This is a genomic window from Brevundimonas diminuta (genome assembly GCF_039673845.1).
GTDB lineage: Bacteria > Pseudomonadota > Alphaproteobacteria > Caulobacterales > Caulobacteraceae > Brevundimonas > Brevundimonas diminuta_E.
On the sequence record NZ_JBDJMK010000009.1, the window covers coordinates 113,955 to 134,968 of the forward strand.

Below are 21,014 nucleotides of genomic sequence, written 5' to 3' on the forward strand. Positions count from 1 at the left end.
CAGCCGATGACCCAGCCCCTGTTTCTGGTCGGCGACGTGGGCGGCACCAACGCCCGCTTCGCCCTGGCGCGCAAGGTCGACGGCCGCCCGGTGCTGGAGCATTTCCAGCGCTTTCCGGCCGAAGCGCATCCGACCTTTCTGGACGGGGTGCGGGCCTATCTGGACGGCTGTCCGGTCAGGCCGACCGGCGGCGTCATCGCCGTGGCCGGGCCGGTGACGGACGGCGCCATCGACCTGACCAACTCGCCCTGGCGGGTGTCGGAGGGCGAGCTTCAGACGCTGGGGCTGAACCCGGTGCGGCTGTTCAACGATTTCGAGGCGCTGGCCTGGGGCGCGCCGGGGCTGACGGGGGAGGATCTGGCCTCGCTGGGCGGGCCGGACGCAGGCGATCCGCACGCCGCCATCGCCCTGGTCGGGCCGGGGACGGGGTTCGGCGTGTCCATTCTGGCGCGCGATGCTCAGGGGCGTGAAATGGCCCTGCCCGGCGAGGGCGGCCACGCCTGTTTCGCCCCCGGCGACGAGGTCGAGGACGAGGTGCTGCGCATCCTGCGCCGCCGCTTTGGCCGCGTCTCGATCGAGCGGCTGGTCTGCGGGCCGGGGCTGGTGAACCTGCATCAGGCGCTGGCGCAGATCGACGGCCGCGCGACCGAGATCGACGATCCGGCGCAGATCACGGCGGAGGCGATGGCCGATGCGAACAGCGCCTGCGCCGTCACCCTGAACCGCTTCTGCGCCATGCTGGGGGCCGTGGCGGGGGATATCGCCCTGATCGCCGGGGCGCGCGGCGGGGTCTATGTGGCGGGGGGCATCATTCCGCGCATCCTGCCCTTCGTTCAGGCCAGCCCGTTCCGACAGCGGTTCGAGAACAAGGGGCGGTTCCGCGACTATATGGCCGCCATTCCGACGCGCGTGATCCTGCATAAACAGGCCGCCCTGCTGGGCGCAGCACGAGCGGCGTTCACGGCAAAAGTATGAAAAAAGTTCACGGCGACGTGAACCCTAAGTGAAGCGCGGCGTTATTCGAGCCTCAGATGCACTTGGAGAAGGACTTCCCATGAAGAAGATCGCCCTTACCGCCGCCGCCCTGTTCGCCGTCGCCGGCCTCGCCGCCTGCCAGAGCCCGACCGAAAAGGCTGCGGACAGCCGCGCCGATGCGGTCGAAGCCCAGGGCGACGCCGCGGCCGACCAACTGAACGCCCAGGCCGACGCCACCGTCGCCCAGGCCCAGGCTCAGGCTGACGCCGTCAAGGCCGACGCCGAACATCAGGCCGACGCCCTGAAGACCGAAGCCGACAACGCCCAGAAGGCTGCGGGCGAGCGCGCGGACGCCATCAAGGACGCCGCCAAGGATGCGCCCAAGCCCCACTAAGGGCCGCGCCTTCCGAACAGAAAAGGCCCCCGCCGCGCACGCGACGGGGGCTTTTTTCATGATTGGCGTTCAGGCTTAACCCTTGTTTTCCGCTCATCCCGGCGGACGAAGTATGGGGACCTCAATCGACACAGATCGTCGGTCGCGCCTTGCCGTCGCGGATGACGGTGCGGCAGCCGAAACGGTTGCTGTCGGTCGAGCAGACGCCGTGCACGACGCCCGCGGGATCAGGTTCTGCGCCGGGGGCGGCCAGACACTCGCCCTGACAGTGGGCCGCATCAGTGCAGGCCCGGCCCGCATCGGCATGGCGGACGATGCACCGCACCGACTGCGCCCGACCGACCGGACGCATCACCCCGCCGCGCGCGGCGCAGGCCGCCGCCTCGCTCGATGCGGCGGGCGCCTCGGTCGCCGAGGGCGCGCAGGCGCCCAGCGCCAGCAGGGCGAACAGGCCCGCCGCGCCGGACGGCCCGAACCTCACCCGACCTTGCCCTTTTCAAAACCGGTCCAGCAGTCGTCGTAGTCGAGTTGCATCAACGGCGTCTGCTCGGCCCATTGCGTCGTGCGGATCGGCATCCGCGTCTCGAACATGAAGGCCAGGGTGTTTTCGATCCTGTGCGGCTTGAGATCCGCCTTGGTCGCGCCGTCCCAGCTGGCCTGATCGGGGCCGTGGCCGCTCATGCGGTTGTGCAGGCTGGCGCCGCCCGGGGCGAAACCGCCCGCCTTGGCGTCGTATTCGCCAAAGATCAGTCCCATGAACTCGCTCATGACGTTGCGGTGGAACCACGGCGGACGGAAGGTGTCCTCGGCCACCATCCAGCGCGGCGGGAAGATGACGAAGTCGCAGTTTGCTGTGCCGGGGGTATCGCTGGGCGAGGTCAGAACAGTGAAGATCGACGGGTCCGGGTGGTCGAAGCTGACCGTGCCGATGGTGTTGAACCGCGCCGTGTCATAGCGGCAGGGGGCGTAGTTGCCGTGCCAGGCCACGACGTCCAGCGGACTGTGGTCGAAGGTCGTGGCCCACAGCTTGCCGCCGTACTTCTGAACGCACTCAGTCGGGCGATCCACGTCCTCGAACCATGCGACCGGCGTCTCGAAATCGCGCGGATTGGCCAGACCGTTGGAGCCGATGGGGCCGAGGTCCGGCAGGCGGAAGGGCGCGCCGTAGTTCTCGCAGACATAGCCGCGCGCCTCACCGTCGATCTCGACGCGGAAACGCACGCCGCGCGGGATGACGAGGATGTGGCCGGGCGCCGCCTCGATCACCCCCATCTCGGTGACAAAACGCTGCGTCCCCTGCTGCGGCACGATCAGCAGTTCGCCGTCGGCCGAATAGAAGACGCGGTCGACCATCGAACGGTTGGCGACATAGAGGTGGACGCCCACCCCCGTCCCGGAATCGGCGCAACCGTTGCCGCCATAGGTGGTCAGCCCCTCGACCCAGTCGGTCGGCTGGTCCGGCATGGGCAGCGGATCCCAGCGCATCCGATTGGGATTGGGCGGCGTCTCGGTGAAGGGACCGGAGCGCACCCGGCCCTGCTCGAACGGCTGATACGGCCCGTGCTGGGCCGAGGGCCGCAGGCGATACAGCCAGCTGCGCAGATTGTGGTCGCGCGGGGCGGTGAAGGCCGTGCCCGACAGCTGTTCGGCATAGAGGCCCAGCGCGGGGCGCTGCGGCGAGTTGCGGCCGACGGGTAGGGCGCCGTCCACCGCCTCGGTGGCGAAGTGGTTGGCGAAGCCTGTCTGATAGGCGGGCGCGTTGGATCGCGTCATGTCGTTTCTCCCTTACCGGGAGGTGTAAGCGATCCTCGCCCAACCGTCACCCCGAGCCTCACGGCTTTGCCCTGGATCAAACGGGAAGCGTCAGAATCCTTGCGCGCGAGCCAGGCGTTCGGCGTGGAAATGGGCGTCGCCGAGCAGTTCGTTCAGGACGCGGACGCGCTTCATGAACAGGCCGACGTCGAACTCGTCCGTCATGCCGACGCCGCCGTGCATCTGGACCGCCTCCTGCACCGCCAGTTCGGCGACGCGGCCGGCCTTGGCCTTGGCGATTCCGGCGGCCTGTTCGGCGTCAGGGCGGCCCGCGTCGATGGCCTGAAGCGCGGCCAGCGTGGCCGCCTTGGCCAGTTCCAGCTCGGTGAACAGATGGGCGGCGCGGTGCTGAAGAGCCTGAAACTCGCCGATCAGCTTGCCGAATTGCTTGCGGGTTTTCAGATAGTCCAGCGTCACCCTGAACGCCTGATCCCCCGCCCCGACCAGCGACGACGCGGCGCAGGCGCGGCCCAGCGTCAGGGCGGCGTCCAGCGGGCCCTGGCCCTCGCCTACAGCGCCGATGACGGCGTCGGCGTCGACCTGAACCTCGCTCAGGGTCACGCGAGCGGCGTTGTGGGCGTCGACCATGACGGTGCGCTCGACTGAGACGCCCGGCGTCGCCGGATCGATCAGGAACAGGGTCAGGCCGTCATCCGCCCCCTCTTGCTGAATTCGCGCCGCGACGATCAGGGCGTCGGCGATGTGGCCGTCCAGCACGAAGCCCTTGGCGCCGTTCAGTTTGAAACCGTTGCCCGAGCGTTCGGCGCGCGTGGCGATCTTGGCCGGCGCGTGCTTGGGCCCTTCGTCAACGGCGAGGCTGAGGATGGCCTCGCCCGCCGCGATGCGGCCCAGCCATTGCTTCTGCGTCTGCGATCCCGCCGCCTTCAGCACCGTCGCCGCCAGCACGGACGAGCCCATGAAGGGCGAGGGCGTCAGGGTGCGGCCCAGACTTTCGGCGATGACGCCCGCCTCGACGGAGCCGAGGCCCGAGCCGCCGTCTTCCTCAGGGATGACGACGCCGGAAAAGCCCATCTCGCCGAACGCCCGCCACAGGTCGCGTGAGACGCCGTCAGGGTCGCGGCTGTCGCGCAGTTTCCGCAGGTGAGCGATGGGGGCGTTTTCGTTCAGGAAGCCGTCGGCGGCGTCCTGAAGCAGGGTCTGCTCTTCGGTCAGGATCAGGGGCATCAATCCTACTTTCTCTTCGTCATGCCCGGACTTGATCCGGGTATCGGGCGTGGTGGCGAGCGGGCGTCGTCCAGTCCGGCCTATCCCTCGATCCTCGGGTCAAGCCCGAGGATGACGGCGGCCGTGAAGGCGGGCTGGGCGTTACGCCCCCGGCAAGTGCAGCAGATGTTTGGCGATGATGTTCAGCTGGACTTCGCTGGTGCCGCCTTCGATGGAGTTGGCCTTGGTGCGCAGCCAGTCGCGGGCGGCCTGACCGTCGTTCGAGCGGTCGCCCTCCCATTCCAGCGCCTCCGATCCGCCTGCCGCCATGGCCAGTTCATGACGGCGTTTGTTCAGTTCCGAGCCGTAGTACTTCAGCATGGAGGCGATCGCCGGGTGGGCCTGTTTCGCCTTCATCTGATCGCCCGCCCGCTCCATCGCCAGACGGAAGGCGGCGGCGTCGATGTCATAGTCGGCGATGCGGGCGCGCAGGAGCGGTTCGTCCAGCCGTCCGGCCTCGTCCAGCCCGAGGGTATCGGCCGCGACCTGTCCCAGCGGGCGGCCGACGCCGGTGTCGCCCATGGCGCCGATCATGGTCCGCTCATGCGCCAGCAGGGCCTTGGCCACGTCCCAGCCGCGGTTCAGCGTGCCGATCAGATTCTCTTTCTCGACCCGCACGTCGTCGAAGAAGGTCTCGCAGAAGGGGGACTTGCCGCTGATCAGGGTGATGGGCCGCGTCGTCACGCCCGGCGTCGCCATGTCGAACAGGACGAAGCTGATGCCCAGATGCTTGGGCGCCTCGGGGTCGGTGCGGACCAGACAGAAGATCCAGTCGGCCTTGTCGGCGTAGGAAGTCCAGATCTTCTGGCCGTTGACGATCCAGTGGTCGCCCTGATCCACGGCGCGGGTCTGGACGGAGGCGAGGTCGGATCCCGCGCCCGGCTCGGAATAGCCCTGACACCAGCGGATTTCGCCGCGCACGATGGGCGGCAGGAAGCGCTGCTTCTGTTCTTCCGTGCCGAAAGCCAGAAGCGCCGGGCCCAGCATCCAGACGCCGAAGCTGAACAGGGGCGGCCGCGCCTTGATGCGGCGCATTTCGGCGGCCAGCACCTTGGCCTCTTCGCGGTTCAGCCCGCCGCCGCCGTATTCGCGCGGCCATTCCGGCGCGGTCCAGCCGCGTTCGGCCATGCGGTCCAGCCAGAGCTTGTGCGCAGGGGTCGGGAAGACGGCGTTGCGCCCGCCCCAGACCATGTCGGCCTCGCCCGCACCGGCGCCTCGGCACTCGGGCGGACAGTTCGCCTCCAGCCAGTCGCGCGTCTCAGCGCGGAACGTCTCCAGATCGGCCATGGGCGCCCTCCCTCGCGTTCTTGCCTGAGAGAGACGCTAGCCGGTCCTTTTTAAAAACGGAACAGGCTTTCTCCCTCCCCGTCCCGGGGAGGGTGGCTGAGCCCAAAGGGCGAGGCCGGGTGGGGGCAGCGCGGCGAGACAGGCGCGGGCGGCGGACGGCGCGCAGGACAGCAGCCAGGCGCGTCCGGAAATATGATGCGCTCAGGATCGCCCTGCCCTCCCCACCCGGTCGCTGCGCGACCACCCTCCGCGGGACGGGGAGGGAGAAGGGGCGTGCGTCTTACTTCTTCGACGGCATGAAGGGTGAGAAGGTGATGACGGTGAAGGTGTCGCGGATGTGCGGGCGCGTCTGCACCTGCTTGGTCACGAAGGTGCCGATGTCGGCGTCCTTGGGCAGCTGGAACTTGGCCAGCAGGTCGTGCTGGCCCGATGTCGAATAGACCTCGCTCACATTCTCGACATTATCGACCAGATCGGCCGCAACATCGTTGGCGTAGCCCAACTCGCATTTGATGAAGACGAAAATGGCGGTCATCATGGCCTTCAAGCCTCCCGTTCAAGCGGAGGTCTCTAGCGGATGGAGACGACATGGGTAAGGCTTTGTCGCCCGAGGCGACGCATAACGAACGGGCTGCGGCCTATGAAGCGGCCTATAACAATCGCGCCCGGGTGCCGGGACACCCCGCCATTCTGGACCGCTGGCGCAAGGATTCGCTGCGGGTGATCGACGCCCGGCGGCCTGAGACGATCGAATACGGCCCGTCCGAACGACAGAAGATGGAGTGGTTCGACGCCGGTCCCGGCGCCCCGGTCGCCGTCTTCATGCACGGCGGCTATTGGCAGGCGCTGGACCGGGGCTGGTTCGCCTGGGTCGCGCCCGCCCTGCTGGAACACGGGATCAGCGTCGCCGTGCCGGGCTATGATCTGGCGCCCGGCGTGTCGGTCGGAAAGATCATCGGCCAGATGCGCGCGGCGACCGAGGCCGTGCGCGCGCGAACCGGCAAGCGCCCGCTGGTGTTCGGCCATTCGGTCGGCGGCCATATGGCGACGGGGATGCTGTCGGAAGGCCGCGCGCGGGCGGCGCTGGCGATCTCGGGCGTGTTCGATCTGGAGCCGCTGATCCATACCTCGCTGAATGAGGCGTTGGGGCTGGACGTTCCGGTCGCGCGCGCCCTGTCGCCGATCCACTGGCCCGCGCCGAACGGAGCGACGCCGGGCGGCACGGCGCTGGACTGCTGGGTCGGCGGGGACGAAAGCAATGAGTTCGTGCGTCAGAGCCGCGAAATGGCCGCTGTCTGGGGCGGCAAAGGCGCCGACACCCGGGTCGAAATCGTCGACGGCGCCGACCACTTCACCGTGCTGGACCCTCTGGCCGATGCGGACAGCGCCATGGTGAAGCGGCTGGTGGAACTGGCGACCGCCGAATAGGCTTCGATTGTCAGGCCGTAAGGAGTTTTCATGCGTCACGACCGCCTCGCCGTGCTGACCGCCATCGAGACGCAGGGGGTGGTGCCTGTCTTCTACCACCCCGATGTCGAGGTCTGCGCCGAAGTCATCCGCGCCTGCGCGCGCGGCGGGGCCCGGGCGGTGGAGTTCACCAACCGCGGCGACTTTGCGTGGGAGACGTTCACGGCCCTGTCGAAGGAATTCGCGCGGACGGACCCGGATATCCTGCTGGGCGTCGGCTCGATTCTGGATGCGGCGACGGCGGCGCTTTATCTGGCGTCGGGTGCGCGGTTCGTGGTCAGCCCGTGTCTGGTTCCCGAGGTGGCGCAGGTCTGCAACCGCCGGATGGTCGCCTATGCGCCGGGCTGTGGTTCGGTGCGCGATATTTCCGAGGCTCAAGGGTTGGGCTGCGAGATCGTCAAACTGTTCCCCGGCGCCTCGGTCGGCGGGGCGGATTTCGTCCGGGCGGTGCTGGGGCCGATGCCGTGGACCAAGATCATGCCGACCGGCGGGGTCGAGCCCGACGAAGCCTCCATCCGCGACTGGTTCGGCGCAGGCATCGTCGCGGCGGGCATGGGGTCGAAGCTGATGACCAAGGCCGCCATCGAGGCCAAGGACTGGGCGGGGATAGAAGCGCAGGTGCGCCGGACGGTCGAGACGATCGCGGCGTTTCGGAAGAAGGGCTGACCCTCTCCCTCCCCGTCCCGGGGAGGGTGGCTGAGGCCGTCAGGCCGAGGCCGGGTGGGGGCGGCGAGGCGATAGGGAACGCGCCTGCCTGCACGCTCACCCCGCTCCTCACACGCGTCATTCTCGGGCTTGACCCGAGAATCCAGCAGACACGACGGCGACTTCATGTCCCCTCACGCAGGTTCAAGCGTTGCGGGCTGGATTCTCGGGTCAAGCCCGAGAATGAGGGCGGCGAGAAAGGCGACAGACAAAGCCCCGCGCCTGCATCGCCCTGACGCCCCCACCCGGTCGCTTCGCGACCACCCTCCCCGGGACGGGGAGGGAGAGGCGTCGCGCCTATATTGCGCTCAAGCAAAGCCCCACGCACAAAAAAACCCCGCCGTTTCCAGCGGGGCCTCTTCATATTCAGACACGCGCGCCGATCAGGCGGCGGCTTCGCCCTTGGCGGCCAGCTTGGCCTGGTGGGCGGCCATGCCGGCGGCGATCAGCTCGGCGGCTTCGCCCGCGTCGCCCCAGCCGTTGACCGTGACCGACTTGCCCTTCTCCAGATCCTTGTAGCGGGTGAAGAAGTGCTCGATCTGCTCGATCAGGATGGCGGGCAGCTGACGGTAGCTGGAGACCTCGGTGTAATAAGGGTTCAGCTTGTCGACCGGCACGGCCAGGATCTTTTCGTCGCCGCCGGCCTCATCGACCATCTTCAGCACGCCGATCGGGCGCGAGCGGATGACGCAGCCCGGAACCACCGGCGTCGGGTTCAGCACGATCACGTCGCAGGGGTCGCCGTCGTCCGACAGGGTGTGCGGCACAAAGCCGTAGTTGCCCGGATAGTACATGGCGGTGTGCAGGAAGCGGTCGACGAACAGGGCGCCCGATTCCTTGTCCATCTCATATTTCACCGGCAGGCCGCCCTGCGGAATCTCGATGATGACGTTGATGTCCCACGGCGCGTTGGGGCCGACCGGGATGGCGTCGATGTTCATGGTACGCTCTTGTTGCAGGTGCGAACGGGGAGAGAATTGACGCGCGTGATAAGCTTTGCGCGGCTTTACGGCAAGCGTCGCGGCGATCACGCTTGCCTTGCGCGGGCCGACGTGGCGTCAATCAGGCATGAGTCTGTTCGATTGGATCGCCCTGTTCGTCTTTGTCATAGCCTGGCTGGGCTATGGCCCGCTGATCCGCGTGACCGCGCGGCGCAGCGGTTCGCTCAACATGGACATGCTGTCGGTGCGCGACGCCTGGATGCGCGCCATGACCCATCGCGAGATGCGGCTCATCGACAGCCAGCTGCTGGGCCATTCGATCAACTCCGGCTCCTTTTTCGCCTCGACCAATCTGCTGTTGATCGCCGCCGTGGCGGGGGTGCTGTTCGGGGGCGAGGCGGCCATGCGCGGTTTCGCCGCCGTCGGCGCCGAGGCCGTGGCCCCGCGCCTGATGGAGGCCAAGCTGGCCCTGGTGCTGGTGTGTCTGGCGCGCGGCTTCCTCGACTTCATCTGGGCGCTGCGCCAGTTGAACTACACCGTCGCCCTGATCGGCGCAGCGCCTGAAATCCACGAGGAAGCCGATCGCGTCGCCTATGGCCGGGCCGTGGCGCGGGTGCTGAACCCTGCCCTGACCAACTTCAATCAGGGCGTTCGCGGCTATTATTTCGCCCTGGCCGCCGCGGCATGGCTGTTCGGGCCGCTGTGGCTGCTGCTGGGCGCTGTTTCGGTGTTCGCGTTGCTCGCCTGGCGCCAGCTGGCCTCGCCCGCCGCCAGCGCTATCCGGCAGGCTCGCCGTCTGCTTGAACGGGGCTAATCATCTCGCAACTGCGAAATCCGGCCGCAACACCCGCATTCCAGCGTTTTGGCAAGATGAGACGAACTTCGTAACACCCCGTGATTGTATAAGATTGAATCGGGGCTTGTGTTTTTGTGCGCTGCAAACTAGCTTGGTTTTCGACGCTTTCGAGCGTCTTGCCCTTCCTGGGCGTTTCCTCCCTATAGACTTTCCAAAGCCGCGCCGTTTGGCGCGGCTCTTTTTTTGCCCTGAGATCAGCCCGGCGGCGGCGATCAGGCGCGCCAGTCGGCGCACAACTCCGCAATGACCCGATGCAGGGCCGAGCGGCACCGCTTCCAGCCCGCCGAGGGCGCGCGCGCCGCCTCATCCCAGTACAGGCCCCGGCTCAGCTCGATCTGCACCGCCTGAAAGCCTTCGTCCGGCCGTCCCCAAGTCTGGGTCGCATAGCCGCCCGCATAGGGCCGGTTCAGCCCGACCGTCAGCCCCTGCGCCTCGAACAGTCGCCGCAGCCGCCGCGTCAGCAGGGCCTCGCAGCTTGTCCCGTGCCGGTCGCCCAGCACCACATCCACCGCCCCGTTCGTGGCCCGCACCGGCATGGAGTGCCAGTCGATCAGCACCGCCCGCCCGAACCGCGCCCGCGCGGCCTGCATCATCTGCGCCAGCGCCGCATGATAGGGGGCGTGAACCTGCGCCACCCGCGCCTGCGCCTCAGCCAGCGTCAGCCTGCGCCCATAAAGCGGCGTCCCGTCCCCCGCCAGCCGCGCCACCACGCCATAACCCGCCAGCGCCTTGGCGGTCGAACGCGGCGAGGGCGCATCCAGGATCAGGGCCGCATCCCACTCGTCCGGCGCCCGGTTCAGGTCGACATAGGCCCGGCCGATGCGCGCCGCGATCAGGTCCGCCCCCTGCCCCGGCCCGCAATCGATCAACTGATCCACGGCCGCGTCCTCGGCGCTGCGCACCGCCCGCAGGGAGGCCGTCGTCTGCATGTCCGCCGGATAGACGTCGCCCGAATGCGGCGAGGCGAACACCAGCGGCGTCGCTCGTCCGGCGTCGGCCGGAATGATCCAGAAGGGCGGCTGAGGCGCGTCCATGCCCCGGCCATAGCCTGCTTCGTCCCGAAAGGCGCGCTCCAAGCCGCCGAACGGCCTCTTCATCGCCGGTTTACCCCGCGCGACCTATGGTCCGGGCTGTTTCCAACGGTTTCGATTTCATCATGGCGCGCATCCTTCTGGCCGAAGACGACGGCTCTCTTCGCGGCTTCCTGACCCGCGCCCTGGAGCGGGCCGATCATGAGGTCGTGGCCTGCGAGAACGGCGACGACGCCATCGACGCCCTGGACCAGGGCCCCTACGACCTGCTGCTGACCGACATCGTCATGCCGGGCGCTGACGGCATCGAGGTCGCCCGCGTCGCCGCCGCCCGCCAGCCGGGCCTGCGCATCATGTTCATCACCGGCTTCGCCGCCGTCGCCCTCAGCGCCGCCCAGGCCTCGCCCCAGGCCAAAGTCCTGTCCAAACCCGTCCACCTGCGCGACCTGGTGAACGAGGTCGAACGCATGATCGCGGCCTAAGCGAAAGAAAAGTCGAGGAAAGGCGTCAAAGCCCCTTGCAGCCCCCGCAAACTGCGGGTTATAGACGCCGCCTTCCCGCCCACCGGCTCAACCGCCGAGGGGCCGCAGAACAGGCGGACGCGTAGCTCAGCGGGAGAGCACTACGTTGACATCGTAGGGGTCACAGGTTCAATCCCTGTCGCGTCCACCATCTCTTTCAAAGACTTAAGAGATACCGCCCAGCTAATGTTGGCTAGAAACTGACCAGATTTCCTGGTTAGCCGCTCGCCCGCGCGACTCCCCCCATTGCGTCATGAGCGATCACCCAATTTGCGACTGGTCTTCATTTAGCTCGTTTCTGATGTCCGGAACGTCTGATTTCGGACGAGAGCTGGAGTTCTGCATAGGCTCTCCTTTGGGCTGCGATCGTTCTCTATCGTCTCCTCTATCAGTTGAGGCGACTCACCATAGATTCCGCTTCCGTACAGGGAGGCTCCGTTACTGTAAGGGCTGCGGGGCCGCCACTTTCTCGAATGGTCAGCATCCACCGGGGATGCCACTATCGGCGCCTAGTTAATTCAAGGAGATCGCGATGGCGGTGCTGTTGGCTTTATTCGCTGCGCTGTCGCTCAGTTCAGCGACGGTTCAGGATGATGAGTCAGATGTCGACTGCGCCAACGCGGGCTCGACGATGGAGCAGAACGTCTGCGCTGGGCGCGATGTCAGGGCCCTCGAGGAGAACCTGCGCCTGTACACGGACACCGCCTATGCGGTCCTGCGGGAGAACGGCGAAAGAGATTCAGAGGCCCTAATAGCGGAAATCCGTGAGGGTGAGCGACTGTGGCGGGCCTATGTCGACGCAGCGTGCGGTGCAGTGGACACCTATTGGAGGCCAGGCACGATCCGTACAGTCATGGCCGCCAGTTGCGAGATGGAGCTTATCCGGGAACGCACGCACTACGTCTGGCGCGAATACCTAACGCCGATGGAAGGGATTCCTCGCCTGGCCGAGCCGCCGCGTAGCGGTTTCAACTGAAGGCGCGGCCGAGCTTGCCCTTGACGCTCCTTGCTTTCGCTATAGCCCGCTCAATCGTGACGTTCGGCTACAATGTGTTCTTTCTGAATCTGTCCTGAACCGCGTCATCGCCTCCATCGGCTAGGAAGGGCGACCCGTAAGGATCGCCCTTCCTTTTAATGCAGGATTCCCTACCCGCTTCCGACTGATCCTGGCGTCGTCAGGCCCCCCTGTCCCGACGCCGGTGAACATCCCAGCGAGTATCCTGGTTGTTCCCGCCCACGTCACGCAGGCGTTGATCCGTACCCGCGTAGGTTCATATTCGAAAATTCACGATATTCAGCGCGAACAGAAATCGCCTCATTGGTTGCGAACACCGGAAAATTTCTAGCGGCTCTTTACAGACCTTCACACTCAATACTGTCTAACCGTAGCGTCTTAATGCACAGGCGTATCTGATCTGCATATATTTATCGCCCGACGGTTGATCAACCGCCGGGCGATATTGCAGACAATCAGAACTTGCTTCTGATCAGGCGCCGGGGATCACGCACTGATGGCGCAGGACGTTTCCGGCGCGGGCGCCGCTGTGGGCGCCGTCGGCCAGGGTGACGACGCCGTTGACGATGACCGTCTCGATGCCGGTCGGCACGTCGGTCGGATTATCCCAGCCCGCCACGTCGTCCAGCGTGTCCAGGTCGAAGACGACGATGTCGGCGCGCATCCCTTCACGGATCAGGCCGCGATCGCTCAGGCCCATCCGCTGGGCGGGCCAGCCCGTCATCTTGCGCACCGCGTCTTCCAGCGACAGCACCGGGCGGCGCTTCACATATTCAGCAATGATGCGCGGGAAGGTGCCGTAGGCGCGCGGGTGCGGCAGACCCAGAGCGTCCATCGCCCCCAGGCTTTCAGACGCCGCGGCGTCGCTGCCGATGCTGACCCAGGGCTGTTGCAGGGCCGTCTCGATGTCCGGCTCGCTCATCATGAAATAGAGGGCGACCGAACGGTTCGGCAGTCCTTCCAACAGGATGTCCCACGCCGCGTCCGCCGGGTGGCGGTTCAGCGCCGCGCCGATCTCGGCCAGACTCTTGCCGTGGTAGGGGGCGTATTTCTCGCTGAAGCCGTTGGCCAGCCGGACGTTGCCGAACCCGCCCGAGGCGTGGACCAGATTGGACCAGCCCGGCATCGAGCCCGCCTCGACCTCGGCCTTCATCCGCTCGCGCAGGGCCGGATCGCGCAGGCGCTCCAGTCCCTTTTCGATGCCGTCGGCCCAGACCCAGCTGGGGGCGATGATCTCAAGACCCGTGCCGCCCGCCGTATAGGGATAGAGGTCCGCCGCCACGTCGACGCCGCGCGCGCGCGCCGCATTGATGGTCGCAACGGCCTGCGGCATCAGCTGGCCCCAGCCCGGCGCATAGGCGGCCTTCAGGTGGAAGATCTCGACCTTGGCGCCGCTTTTCTCGCCGATCTCGATGGCTTCTTCGACGGCCTGGACCAGATCGCCGCTCTCATCGCGCATATGGGTGGCGTAGAAGCCGCCGCACTGGGCCGAAACACCGGCCAGCGTCACCAGATCGGAAGTGCTCTGGAAGCTGCTGGGCGGATAGATCAGGGCGCTGGTCAGGCCGAAGGCGCCAGCCTGCATCGCCGTGCGGACCTCGTTCTTCATCTCGTTCAGCTGGGCCTCGGTGGGCGAACCCGCGCCGTCGCCCATCACCTTCACCCGCGCCTGCGTCGACGAATAATAGGTGCCGAAGTTGATCGAGATGCCCTGCTGCTCCAGCTGCTGGAAATAGCCGGGGATGTCGGCGGCGGGGACGGGAGTGCCGCCCTCGCCCGCGATCACGGTCGTGACGCCCTGACGCAGCTTGTTCTCGGCCTCGCCGCTCTTGAGCAGGACACGGCCCGACTGGTCCATCATGTCGATGAAGCCCGGCGAGACATAGCGGCCCGTGGCGTCCACTTCGCGCGCGCCGCTGCCCGTCACCTGACCGACGCTGACCACGCGGCCGTCCTTGACCGCCACATCGGCGTGGACCCACGGATTGCCCGCTCCGTCCAGCACGCGGCCGTTGCGGATGACGATGTCATACTCGGGCGCAGAGGCGTAGGCCGACGATGCGCCTGCGCACAGGAGCACGGCGACCGCACCATACAGAACCGCCAGTTTCTTCATCTTCATCCTCCCTTGGCGCGGCGGGTCGCCGACGCAGCACTCTTGTTTACTGATCTTCGCGGGCCGGGCGCGGCCCGCCTGTCCTCATGACAGGCAGGCGTCCACAAGGCGATCGAACAGTTCGCCTCCACGCACCGGGTCGGCGACCGGCAGGCCCAGACGCTCAGATTCGCTCTTCATCAGGGCGACGGCTGAGGCTTCGTCCATATGCGCCGTGTTGAAGGAGACGCCCGCGCAACGGATGTTCGGATTGGTGCGACGGCCCATCAGCAGGTTCAGCTCGATCGTCTCTTCAATGGTCGGCAGGGCGTAGTCGGGGTTGCCCAGAACGTGCGAGCGGCCCGGTTCATGGCACACCACGATGACGTCCGGCTGGCTGCCGTGCAGCAGGCCCAGCGACACCGCCGCATAGGAGGGATGCGACAGGGAGCCCTGCCCCTCGATCACGTCCCAGTGGCCGGGCGCGGCCTCGGGGCTGATCATTTCGGCGGCGCCCGCTTCGAAGTCCGAGATGACGGCGTCCATCGGCACGCCGCCGCCTGCGATCATGATGCCGGTCTGGCCGGTGGCGCGGAAGTCCGCATCCACGCCGCGCGCGGCGAACGCCCTGGCGATGGCCAGCGCCGTATATTTCTTGCCCAGGGCGCAGTCCGTTCCGACCGTCAGCAGACGATGGCCCGAGCGCTTCTTGCCGGTGGCGATCTTCAGGCCGCGCGGCGGGTCGCGCACGTCGATCAGACGACGGCCCAGACGGCGGGCGGCTTCCGCCAGCTCGGGGATTTCGTGCAGGCGCATATGCATGCCGCTGACGATATCCAGCCCGGCTTCCAGCGCCTCGATCAGCGCCGGGATCCAGGTCGAGGAGATGATGCCGCCGCCGTTGGCCACGCCGATCAGCAGGGCCCCTGCGCCCTGAGCCTTGGCTTCGGCCGGGGTCATGACGGTCAGGCCCGCGCTGACCGTTCCGGCGCTGAGGGCGTATTCGCCGACGCACTTTTCAGGCGCCCAGTCGCGCAGGCCGAAGGCCGTCTTGGCGAAGCCCGGCTCGGTCGTGTCCGCCAGAAACAGCAGATAGGGCTGCGGCAGGCTCAGCGAACCGGCGCTGACGTCGAGGGGGGTCTGAATGTTCACGGAGCTACACCTGAAAGAACCAAATCTCGCCCGATCATGAGCGCCGCAAAGCGCCCTTGCAATCCCAATTGGGATATAATTTTCTGATTGGAGAATTGCATTCTTCCAGACCGCCCCATGCTCAGAAGGCCGTGCCGAAGCCGATCAGATGGAAGACGACGGCGATCCACAGCAGCACGACCGCAGCGGCCGCCACCACCACGCTCCACAGCCGCCCCAGCACCGCGCGCGGCCCGGTCCACGTCAGCCAGACATTCCACAGCGCCGTGGCGACCAGCGCGAGCAGGATCAGCGGCGTGACGATCTGCAGGGCGATCAGGACGCCGTCGAGTTCGCCGTTCAGGCGCGCAAAACTGGACACCAGGGCGCTGACGAACACCATCCAGCCCACCATCAGCCCCGCGCCCAGCAGCGACAGCAGCCGCGTCAGACGATAGGCCGTCCGGCGCGCGCCGGTGCGCTCCAGCCGCGCGCCGTAGCGGCGCCGCACCACAGCCATGAAGGGCCAGGACGCCGCCGTCAGAACCAGCACGCCCATGCTCGCCAGGAAGGCGGGCGCCAGCCAGGCGGTCGAGCTGTACCAGGGCGCCCGGTCGAACAGCATATAGGGCGAGGAGGAATCGATGCCGATGCGCACGACCTTGCCGTCCTTGACCTCGGCCGCCAGACGCATCTTGCCGCCGACCTCGCGCCAGACGAAAGGCTCGATCTCGACCCATTCGCGGTTTCCGCCGCCCAGAGTCTGCGCCGCCTTGAAGACGAGGCCGCCCTGGGCGTTCAGGCTGACCTTGTACTGGCCCGCCAGCTCCATCGCCTTGAGGAAGCTGTTCTCCAGCCTGCGCGTCTTGTTGTAGGTGCCGACCATCATCCGGGCGTGCTCGCGCGCAGTCGCCTCATCGACGCGGCCGTCCTGCGGGGCGCCGGGGAAGTAGCGGTCGGCGAAGGCCTCGAACAGATGGGTCCGGATCGCGGCGGACAGCTTGTCGGAGCCGGCCGCGTTCATCGACATATAGATGCCGGTCTTCTCATCCGGCAGAATCCACAGCTGGCTGTGGAACTGGACGCTGTCGCCCGCGTGCGACAGCACCCGCCGACCGTTCGTATTCTGCTCATAGAAGCCCAGCGCCATGCCGTTCAGCGGCGGCATCAGGCGCGTGATGCTGGTCTGCATCAGCTGCGACGTGGCCGCATCCATCAGCGGCCCGCCATGATCCAGATGGGCCAGCATGAAGCGGCCCATGTCCGCGCCGGACGCCGTCATGCCGCCCGCGGGCGCAAAGGCGCTCAGTTCCGGAAGCCCGGCAGCGCCGGACCCGCGCTGATAGCCGCTGGCCAGCAGAGGCTCCAGCCGCGCGGGCAGCTTCTGGTCCATCGTCGAATGCGTCATGCCTGTCGGGGCGTAGATGTGGCGCGCGACATAGGTGTTGTACGGCTCGCCCGAGACGCGCTCGACCACATAGCCCGCCAGCGCCGTGCCATAGTTCGAATAGGCGGGCGTGGTCCCCGGCGCATAGATGCGGTCGGGAATCTGGCGCTTCATCGCCTCGCCCAGGGGCGGCATGTCCTTCTGATCATAGCTGTTCAGGCCGCGCTGAACCTCATCAAAGCCCGCCGTGTGGGTCATCAGGTTGCGCATGGTGATCGGCTGGCCGTCGCGCGGCGGAATGCGGAAATCCAGATAGGTGTTTATGTCCGCGTCCAGGTCGATCTTACCCTGCTGGACCATCTGCATGACGGCGGTCCAGGTCATCAGCTTGGAGACGGACGCCTGTTTGAACAGGGTCGTTTCAGGGTCGACAGGACGCCGCCCGGCCACGTCGGAATAGCCGAAACCGCGCTGGGTCAGCACCTGCCCGTCGCGCACGACGACCACCACCGCACCCGCCGCATCGCCGCGTCGCAGGGCGTAGGGCATGAAGCCGTCCAGCCATGCGTCGACGTCCGCCTTGGTCATGGCACGCTCGGCCGGGGGCGCCGCAACGCCGACAGCAGGCGCCGACGGAGCCGGCGCCTGCGCCGAAACGGGAGCGGCCGACAGCGCCAGCGCGCTGAACGCCAGCACGCCCGCCGCCTTCATCATCCTGACCACCTGCATCGTCGTTCCCCGTCCTGCATCCCGCCGGGACGCGCTTGATTTCTTCTGAACAAAAACATCCGCCCGGCTCATTTGCGGATCACCCGCCACAGGCCCAGCGTCATCAACGGCAGGACGAAGATCGCCAGCATGATGTAGCCGAAGGCGCCATAGCCCGAGGCGATCAGGTCGATCAGCCCGACCTTGGCCGCCAGGAAGATGGCGCCGATCAGGAAGACGCCCGAAATGCCGCCGCGCAGCACGGCGGGGAACGGCGTATCGCGCCGCGCCGCCCATGCGCCCGACACCCGCTCATTGATCGCGTGCAGGAAGCCCACGCCGCTTTCCAGCAGGGCCGCAAAGATCATCAGCTGAAACAGCGCCCGGAAGATCGGCAGGTTCAGCTGGGCCAGCATGAAGTCCGACGGCAGCTTCTCGGCGCCGATGCCCGGATAGAAGGCCATCATGCAGACGAAGAACAACAGCGCCGGCGCCATGGCCAGCGGCCCGGCGATCAGGCCCGCCACCACCGCATCGCGGCGGCTGGTCATGTGCCGCACGACCGGCAGGATCACCACCGCGCCGATGACATTATAGCTGGCGTAGCTGAGGCCGCTCATCGCCCAGTGGGCGCCCGCCTTGGCAGGCGCTACCGCCGGGCCGGTGAAGGTCGCGGCGATCTGATCGCCGAACCCCGCCAGACACAGGACCAGAAAGATCGCATAGACGGCGTAGAGCAGGAAGGAGACGTATTTGAACAGCGCCTCCACCACCGCATTGCCGAAGGCGGCGAACCCCACCACCCCGACGATCAGCAGAAGCGTGCCCGCCAGCGGCGGCCATCCGAACATGGACACGCCGATCTCGCCCGCCGCCGCGCCGAACACGGCCAGCACCAGAACGATGAAGACGAAATAGGCGACCTCGAACACCACCCAGCCGCGTCCCAGCAGGGCGCGGAAGAAGCTGCGATAATCGCCCGCCCCTGTCATGCGGGCGAAGACAAAGGTCATGGCGCAGACGACGCTCCAGACCAGCATGGCGACCATTATGCCGCCCAGCCCGCCCCACGGGCCGCCCGGCATGAAGAACTCGACCAGTTCGCGGCCGGTGGCGTAGCCGCCGCCGATCACCGCCGCCTTGAAGGCGAGGCCCGGCAGGATGAGACGCTGGAACCAGCCGGCCGTCGCCGACGCGGCGCCGCTCATAGCGCCTCTCCGCGGGCCGTCAGAAACGGCGTCGCCGCAGCGCCTCTCAGGCGCGCCCAGATCGACTGTGTCATGTGGTTCTTATCCGTCACTGGGGGCTTCAGCCGATGATGTCGGCCAGCAGGCGCCGGAAGTTGCCGCCCAGAACCGCCCTGATGTTGTCGTCGGAATAGCGGCGACGGATCAGTTCCTCGGTCAGGTCATAGACCTTGCGCGGATGGTCGAAGCCGTCGGTGTCGATCTTGTCGCGGAAGGCGTAGCTGGATTTATAGCCCGCCTTCAGCGCCTCATACTGATCGGCGGGCATGTCGTCATAGCCGTTCAGATCGGCGTCCGAGCCGATGCCGACGTGCTCGATGCCCGTCAGCCGCACCACATGGTCGATATGGTCCGCCACATGGGCCACGCCGACCGGCTCACGGTCGCGGACGAACATCCGCACCCCGGTTATGCCCATGACGCCGCCCCGGGCCGCCATGGCGCGGATGGCCTCGTCGGTCTTGACGCGCGGGTGATCGACCAGGGCCCGGCAGTTGCTGTGGGTGATGGCGACGGGCCGGGTCGAGTGGGCGATAGCGTCCAGCGTCGTACGATCGCCGCAGTGCGAGACGTCGATCATCATGCCGACCGCATTCATGGCCTCCATGATCTGCAGCCCATAATCGGTCAGGCCGCCGTCCACCCGCTCGGTGCTGCCCGAACCGAGTCGGTTCTGGCTGTTATAGGTCAGCTGCGAACAGCGCTGGCCCAGCTGATGGAACAGCTTCACATCCGCCACGGTGCGGAAGTGGTCCGAGTTCTGAACGCCCATGATGACGGCGCATTTGCCGTCCGCCTTGGCCCGATCCAGATCCGCGGCCCGATCGACCAGCGAGAAGACATGGGCGTTGCGCCCGGCGAACCCCTGCCACGCCGCGAAATAGGCCAGCGCCGTCTCATAGGCGTTCGGATCGCCGAAACCGAGGGCGTTGTGAAAGCCGGTGATGCCCGAGGCGCGGAAGTCCGCCTCGTCCTGCGCGCTCAGCGGACTGGCGAAATATTCCGGCCTGAAGTCCAGCTTCAGCGGCGCCAGCATGTCGATGACCATGGCGCCCTGCACCAGATCCACAGCCCGTCGCGAATAGGTCGTCGTCCCGCCGTCCAGAGCATAGGCGCCCGTGCTGATCATCGGCGCGCCGGTGAAGACGGCGGCGGCCGCCGCCCCCTTCAGCAGTCCGCGTCGATCAGGGGCGGGCCCCTGCGGCCTATCCGCCATGGTTGGAGCCGCCCCAGCCGGTGTCGCAGTGGATGTAGCCGTCGATGTACTGGACCGACGGCGTCTCGTCCTGAGCCAGGAAGACCGGCCCGTCCAGATCGACGATGTCGCACAGTTGGCCGACCAGGAAGGCCGGGGCGGTCGCCAGGCTGGAGCCCATCATATTGCCGACCATGACGCCCAGGCCGCGCGACTTGGCCTCGCGGGCGATGGCCAGCGCCTCGGTCAGGCCGCCGCACTTGTCCAGCTTGATGTTGACCGTGTCGAACCGCCCGACCAGTCCCTGCACGTCGGCCAGACACAGGGCGCTTTCATCCGCCGCCAACGGAATGGGCGAACGGAAACCATCCAGATCCGCCTCGCGCCCGCGCTTCAGCGGCTGCTCCAGCAGTTGCACGTCCGCCGCCAGCAGGCCTTCGATCAGCGGCGGCAGCTCGTCGATGCCGAAGCCCTGATTGGCGTCGACGCCGATCCAGACGTCGGGCCGGGCGGCGCGCACGGCGTCGACCCGCGCCAGATCCAGCGCCAGTTCGCCGGTCAGCTTGATCTTGATAGCGCGGGCCTGACGGTATTCGCCGGACGCCTGCTCGGCCATGGCGGCGGGGTCGCCTGCGCCCAGCGTCAGCGTGGTCAGCAGAGGTTTGGGCGCGCCCACGCCCGCCGTCTTCCACGCCGGAAGACCGGTGCGCGCGGCCTCCAGATCCCACAGCGCCGCATCAAGCGCATTGCGCGCGCCGCAGTGCGGCAACAGCGTCTGCAGCGCCTGACGGTCGGCGCCCGCCTCGATCGCCTCCTTCACGCTGGCCACGGCGGCCAGCATGGCGGGCACATCGTCGCCCAGATAATAGGCGCCGTTGCCCTCGCCCCGGCCCTGATGCACGCCGTCGTCCAGCGTCACCACGATCCGCGAGGTATGGGTGAACTCATAGCCCGAGATGCGGAAGGGGCGCTTCAGCGGCAGGTTGTCCTCTTTGACGGACAGGCGAAGGCTTCCAGCCATTA

At 67.2% G+C, this 21,014-nt stretch carries 20 protein-coding genes and 1 tRNA gene; 8 read left to right on the forward strand and 13 right to left on the reverse strand.

The annotated features are described in order from the left end of the window. Nucleotides 1–6: 6 nt before the first annotated feature. Complete coding sequence (gene glk, locus ABE454_RS11505; protein ID WP_346531794.1) at nucleotides 7–975, forward strand: glucokinase; 969 nt, start codon at nucleotides 7–9, stop codon at nucleotides 973–975. Nucleotides 976–1,054: 79 nt separating this feature from the next. Beyond that, nucleotides 1,055–1,369: a hypothetical protein gene (locus ABE454_RS11510; RefSeq protein WP_346531796.1), complete on the forward strand. Its 315-nt coding sequence runs from the start codon at nucleotides 1,055–1,057 to the stop codon at nucleotides 1,367–1,369. Nucleotides 1,370–1,490: 121 nt separating this feature from the next. On the opposite strand, the gene ABE454_RS11515 is transcribed toward ABE454_RS11510, so the two are convergent. From ABE454_RS11515 to ABE454_RS11535, 5 genes are all read right to left on the reverse strand, one after another. Continuing rightward, nucleotides 1,491–1,850, reverse strand: coding sequence for a hypothetical protein (locus ABE454_RS11515; RefSeq protein ID WP_346531798.1), 360 nt, complete (start codon nucleotides 1,848–1,850; stop codon nucleotides 1,491–1,493). Beyond that, complete coding sequence (gene hmgA, locus ABE454_RS11520; protein ID WP_346531800.1) at nucleotides 1,847–3,142, reverse strand: homogentisate 1,2-dioxygenase; 1,296 nt, start codon at nucleotides 3,140–3,142, stop codon at nucleotides 1,847–1,849. Before hmgA ends, ABE454_RS11515 begins: the two co-directional genes overlap by 4 nt. 90 nt (nucleotides 3,143–3,232) lie before the next feature. Further along, nucleotides 3,233–4,366, reverse strand: a complete 1,134-nt coding sequence (locus tag ABE454_RS11525; protein WP_346531937.1) for an acyl-CoA dehydrogenase family protein — start codon at nucleotides 4,364–4,366, stop codon at nucleotides 3,233–3,235. A 141-nt stretch (nucleotides 4,367–4,507) separates the two neighbouring features. Beyond that, on the reverse strand, nucleotides 4,508–5,692 hold the full coding sequence (locus tag ABE454_RS11530; RefSeq protein ID WP_346531801.1) for an acyl-CoA dehydrogenase family protein: 1,185 nt from the start codon (nucleotides 5,690–5,692) through the stop codon (nucleotides 4,508–4,510). A gap of 280 nt (nucleotides 5,693–5,972) precedes the next feature. Further along, a complete protein-coding gene (locus ABE454_RS11535; protein ID WP_200168822.1) occupies nucleotides 5,973–6,230 on the reverse strand; it encodes an Lrp/AsnC ligand binding domain-containing protein in 258 nt (85 codons plus the stop codon). A 50-nt stretch (nucleotides 6,231–6,280) separates the two neighbouring features. On the opposite strand from ABE454_RS11535, the gene ABE454_RS11540 reads away from it, so the two are divergent. Further along, nucleotides 6,281–7,120 (forward strand): alpha/beta hydrolase, encoded by an 840-nt coding sequence (locus ABE454_RS11540; RefSeq protein ID WP_346531802.1) that lies wholly within the window; start codon nucleotides 6,281–6,283, stop codon nucleotides 7,118–7,120. A 30-nt stretch (nucleotides 7,121–7,150) separates the two neighbouring features. Next, nucleotides 7,151–7,825 carry a bifunctional 4-hydroxy-2-oxoglutarate aldolase/2-dehydro-3-deoxy-phosphogluconate aldolase gene (locus tag ABE454_RS11545; RefSeq protein WP_346531804.1) on the forward strand — a complete coding sequence of 225 codons (675 nt, stop codon included), beginning with the start codon at nucleotides 7,151–7,153 and terminating at the stop codon, nucleotides 7,823–7,825. A gap of 422 nt (nucleotides 7,826–8,247) precedes the next feature. Here the strand turns inward: ABE454_RS11545 and ppa are convergent, their stop codons facing one another. Beyond that, nucleotides 8,248–8,805: an inorganic diphosphatase gene (ppa, locus tag ABE454_RS11550; RefSeq protein WP_125902163.1), complete on the reverse strand. Its 558-nt coding sequence runs from the start codon at nucleotides 8,803–8,805 to the stop codon at nucleotides 8,248–8,250. A 127-nt stretch (nucleotides 8,806–8,932) separates the two neighbouring features. Between ppa and ABE454_RS11555 the strand changes: the two genes are divergently transcribed. Then, a complete protein-coding gene (locus tag ABE454_RS11555) occupies nucleotides 8,933–9,619 on the forward strand; it encodes a DUF599 domain-containing protein (RefSeq protein WP_346531806.1) in 687 nt (228 codons plus the stop codon). A 254-nt stretch (nucleotides 9,620–9,873) separates the two neighbouring features. Here ABE454_RS11555 and ABE454_RS11560 read toward each other — a convergent pair whose 3' ends face one another. After that, nucleotides 9,874–10,737 carry an N-formylglutamate amidohydrolase gene (locus tag ABE454_RS11560; protein WP_346531808.1) on the reverse strand — a complete coding sequence of 288 codons (864 nt, stop codon included), beginning with the start codon at nucleotides 10,735–10,737 and terminating at the stop codon, nucleotides 9,874–9,876. Nucleotides 10,738–10,817: 80 nt separating this feature from the next. Here ABE454_RS11560 and cpdR point away from each other — a divergent pair, with 80 nt between their 5' ends. The 3 genes from cpdR (at nucleotide 10,818) to ABE454_RS11575 (ending at nucleotide 12,189) form a co-directional block, all read left to right on the forward strand. Further along, entirely contained in the window at nucleotides 10,818–11,174 is a 357-nt protein-coding gene (gene cpdR, locus ABE454_RS11565; protein ID WP_346531810.1) for a cell cycle two-component system response regulator CpdR, read from the forward strand. Between the two features lie 115 nt (nucleotides 11,175–11,289). Beyond that, nucleotides 11,290–11,364 (forward strand) — tRNA-Val (locus ABE454_RS11570). 381 nt (nucleotides 11,365–11,745) lie between these two features. Beyond that, a complete protein-coding gene (locus tag ABE454_RS11575; RefSeq protein WP_346531812.1) occupies nucleotides 11,746–12,189 on the forward strand; it encodes a lysozyme inhibitor LprI family protein in 444 nt (147 codons plus the stop codon). Between the two features lie 511 nt (nucleotides 12,190–12,700). Here ABE454_RS11575 and ABE454_RS11580 read toward each other — a convergent pair. The 6 genes from ABE454_RS11580 to ABE454_RS11605 all read right to left on the reverse strand — a co-directional run bounded on the left by ABE454_RS11580 (nucleotide 12,701) and on the right by ABE454_RS11605 (nucleotide 21,012). Continuing rightward, the gene (locus ABE454_RS11580; protein ID WP_346531814.1) at nucleotides 12,701–14,344 is read right to left on the reverse strand and encodes an N-acyl-D-amino-acid deacylase family protein; all 1,644 of its coding nucleotides are present in this window, start codon (nucleotides 14,342–14,344) and stop codon (nucleotides 12,701–12,703) included. A gap of 84 nt (nucleotides 14,345–14,428) precedes the next feature. Beyond that, nucleotides 14,429–15,475 carry a DUF1611 domain-containing protein gene (locus tag ABE454_RS11585; RefSeq protein WP_346531816.1) on the reverse strand — a complete coding sequence of 349 codons (1,047 nt, stop codon included), beginning with the start codon at nucleotides 15,473–15,475 and terminating at the stop codon, nucleotides 14,429–14,431. 121 nt (nucleotides 15,476–15,596) lie between these two features. Then, on the reverse strand, nucleotides 15,597–17,570 hold the full coding sequence (locus ABE454_RS11590; protein ID WP_346531818.1) for a serine hydrolase domain-containing protein: 1,974 nt from the start codon (nucleotides 17,568–17,570) through the stop codon (nucleotides 15,597–15,599). A gap of 68 nt (nucleotides 17,571–17,638) precedes the next feature. Beyond that, complete coding sequence (locus tag ABE454_RS11595; protein WP_346531820.1) at nucleotides 17,639–18,757, reverse strand: YkvI family membrane protein; 1,119 nt, start codon at nucleotides 18,755–18,757, stop codon at nucleotides 17,639–17,641. Nucleotides 18,758–18,857: 100 nt separating this feature from the next. After that, on the reverse strand, nucleotides 18,858–20,012 hold the full coding sequence (locus ABE454_RS11600; protein ID WP_346531822.1) for a dipeptidase: 1,155 nt from the start codon (nucleotides 20,010–20,012) through the stop codon (nucleotides 18,858–18,860). After that, nucleotides 20,002–21,012, reverse strand: coding sequence for a dipeptide epimerase (locus tag ABE454_RS11605; protein WP_346531823.1), 1,011 nt, complete (start codon nucleotides 21,010–21,012; stop codon nucleotides 20,002–20,004). The genes ABE454_RS11600 and ABE454_RS11605 overlap by 11 nt, the downstream gene beginning before the upstream one ends. Between the last annotated feature and the right edge of the window lie 2 nt (nucleotides 21,013–21,014).

Bases quoted from the DNA above. Each gene is read 5' to 3' on its own strand.
- ABE454_RS11575 (WP_346531812.1), top strand. From the start codon at position 11,746: ATGGCGGTGCTGTTGGCTTTATTCGCTGCGCTGTCGCTCAGTTCAGCG.
- ABE454_RS11510 (WP_346531796.1), top strand. From the start codon at position 1,055: ATGAAGAAGATCGCCCTTACCGCCGCCGCCCTGTTCGCCGTCGCCGGC.
- ABE454_RS11590 (WP_346531818.1), bottom strand. From the start codon at position 17,570: ATGCAGGTGGTCAGGATGATGAAGGCGGCGGGCGTGCTGGCGTTCAGC.
- ABE454_RS11545 (WP_346531804.1), top strand. From the start codon at position 7,151: ATGCGTCACGACCGCCTCGCCGTGCTGACCGCCATCGAGACGCAGGGG.
- ABE454_RS11555 (WP_346531806.1), top strand. From the start codon at position 8,933: ATGAGTCTGTTCGATTGGATCGCCCTGTTCGTCTTTGTCATAGCCTGG.
- ABE454_RS11540 (WP_346531802.1), top strand. From the start codon at position 6,281: ATGGGTAAGGCTTTGTCGCCCGAGGCGACGCATAACGAACGGGCTGCG.
- cpdR (WP_346531810.1), top strand. From the start codon at position 10,818: ATGGCGCGCATCCTTCTGGCCGAAGACGACGGCTCTCTTCGCGGCTTC.
- ppa (WP_125902163.1), bottom strand. From the start codon at position 8,805: ATGAACATCGACGCCATCCCGGTCGGCCCCAACGCGCCGTGGGACATC.
- ABE454_RS11530 (WP_346531801.1), bottom strand. From the start codon at position 5,692: ATGGCCGATCTGGAGACGTTCCGCGCTGAGACGCGCGACTGGCTGGAG.
- ABE454_RS11605 (WP_346531823.1), bottom strand. From the start codon at position 21,012: ATGGCTGGAAGCCTTCGCCTGTCCGTCAAAGAGGACAACCTGCCGCTG.
- ABE454_RS11535 (WP_200168822.1), bottom strand. From the start codon at position 6,230: ATGATGACCGCCATTTTCGTCTTCATCAAATGCGAGTTGGGCTACGCC.
- ABE454_RS11580 (WP_346531814.1), bottom strand. From the start codon at position 14,344: ATGAAGAAACTGGCGGTTCTGTATGGTGCGGTCGCCGTGCTCCTGTGC.
- hmgA (WP_346531800.1), bottom strand. From the start codon at position 3,142: ATGACGCGATCCAACGCGCCCGCCTATCAGACAGGCTTCGCCAACCAC.
- ABE454_RS11595 (WP_346531820.1), bottom strand. From the start codon at position 18,757: ATGAGCGGCGCCGCGTCGGCGACGGCCGGCTGGTTCCAGCGTCTCATC.
- glk (WP_346531794.1), top strand. From the start codon at position 7: ATGACCCAGCCCCTGTTTCTGGTCGGCGACGTGGGCGGCACCAACGCC.
- ABE454_RS11600 (WP_346531822.1), bottom strand. From the start codon at position 20,012: ATGGCGGATAGGCCGCAGGGGCCCGCCCCTGATCGACGCGGACTGCTG.
- ABE454_RS11525 (WP_346531937.1), bottom strand. From the start codon at position 4,366: ATGCCCCTGATCCTGACCGAAGAGCAGACCCTGCTTCAGGACGCCGCC.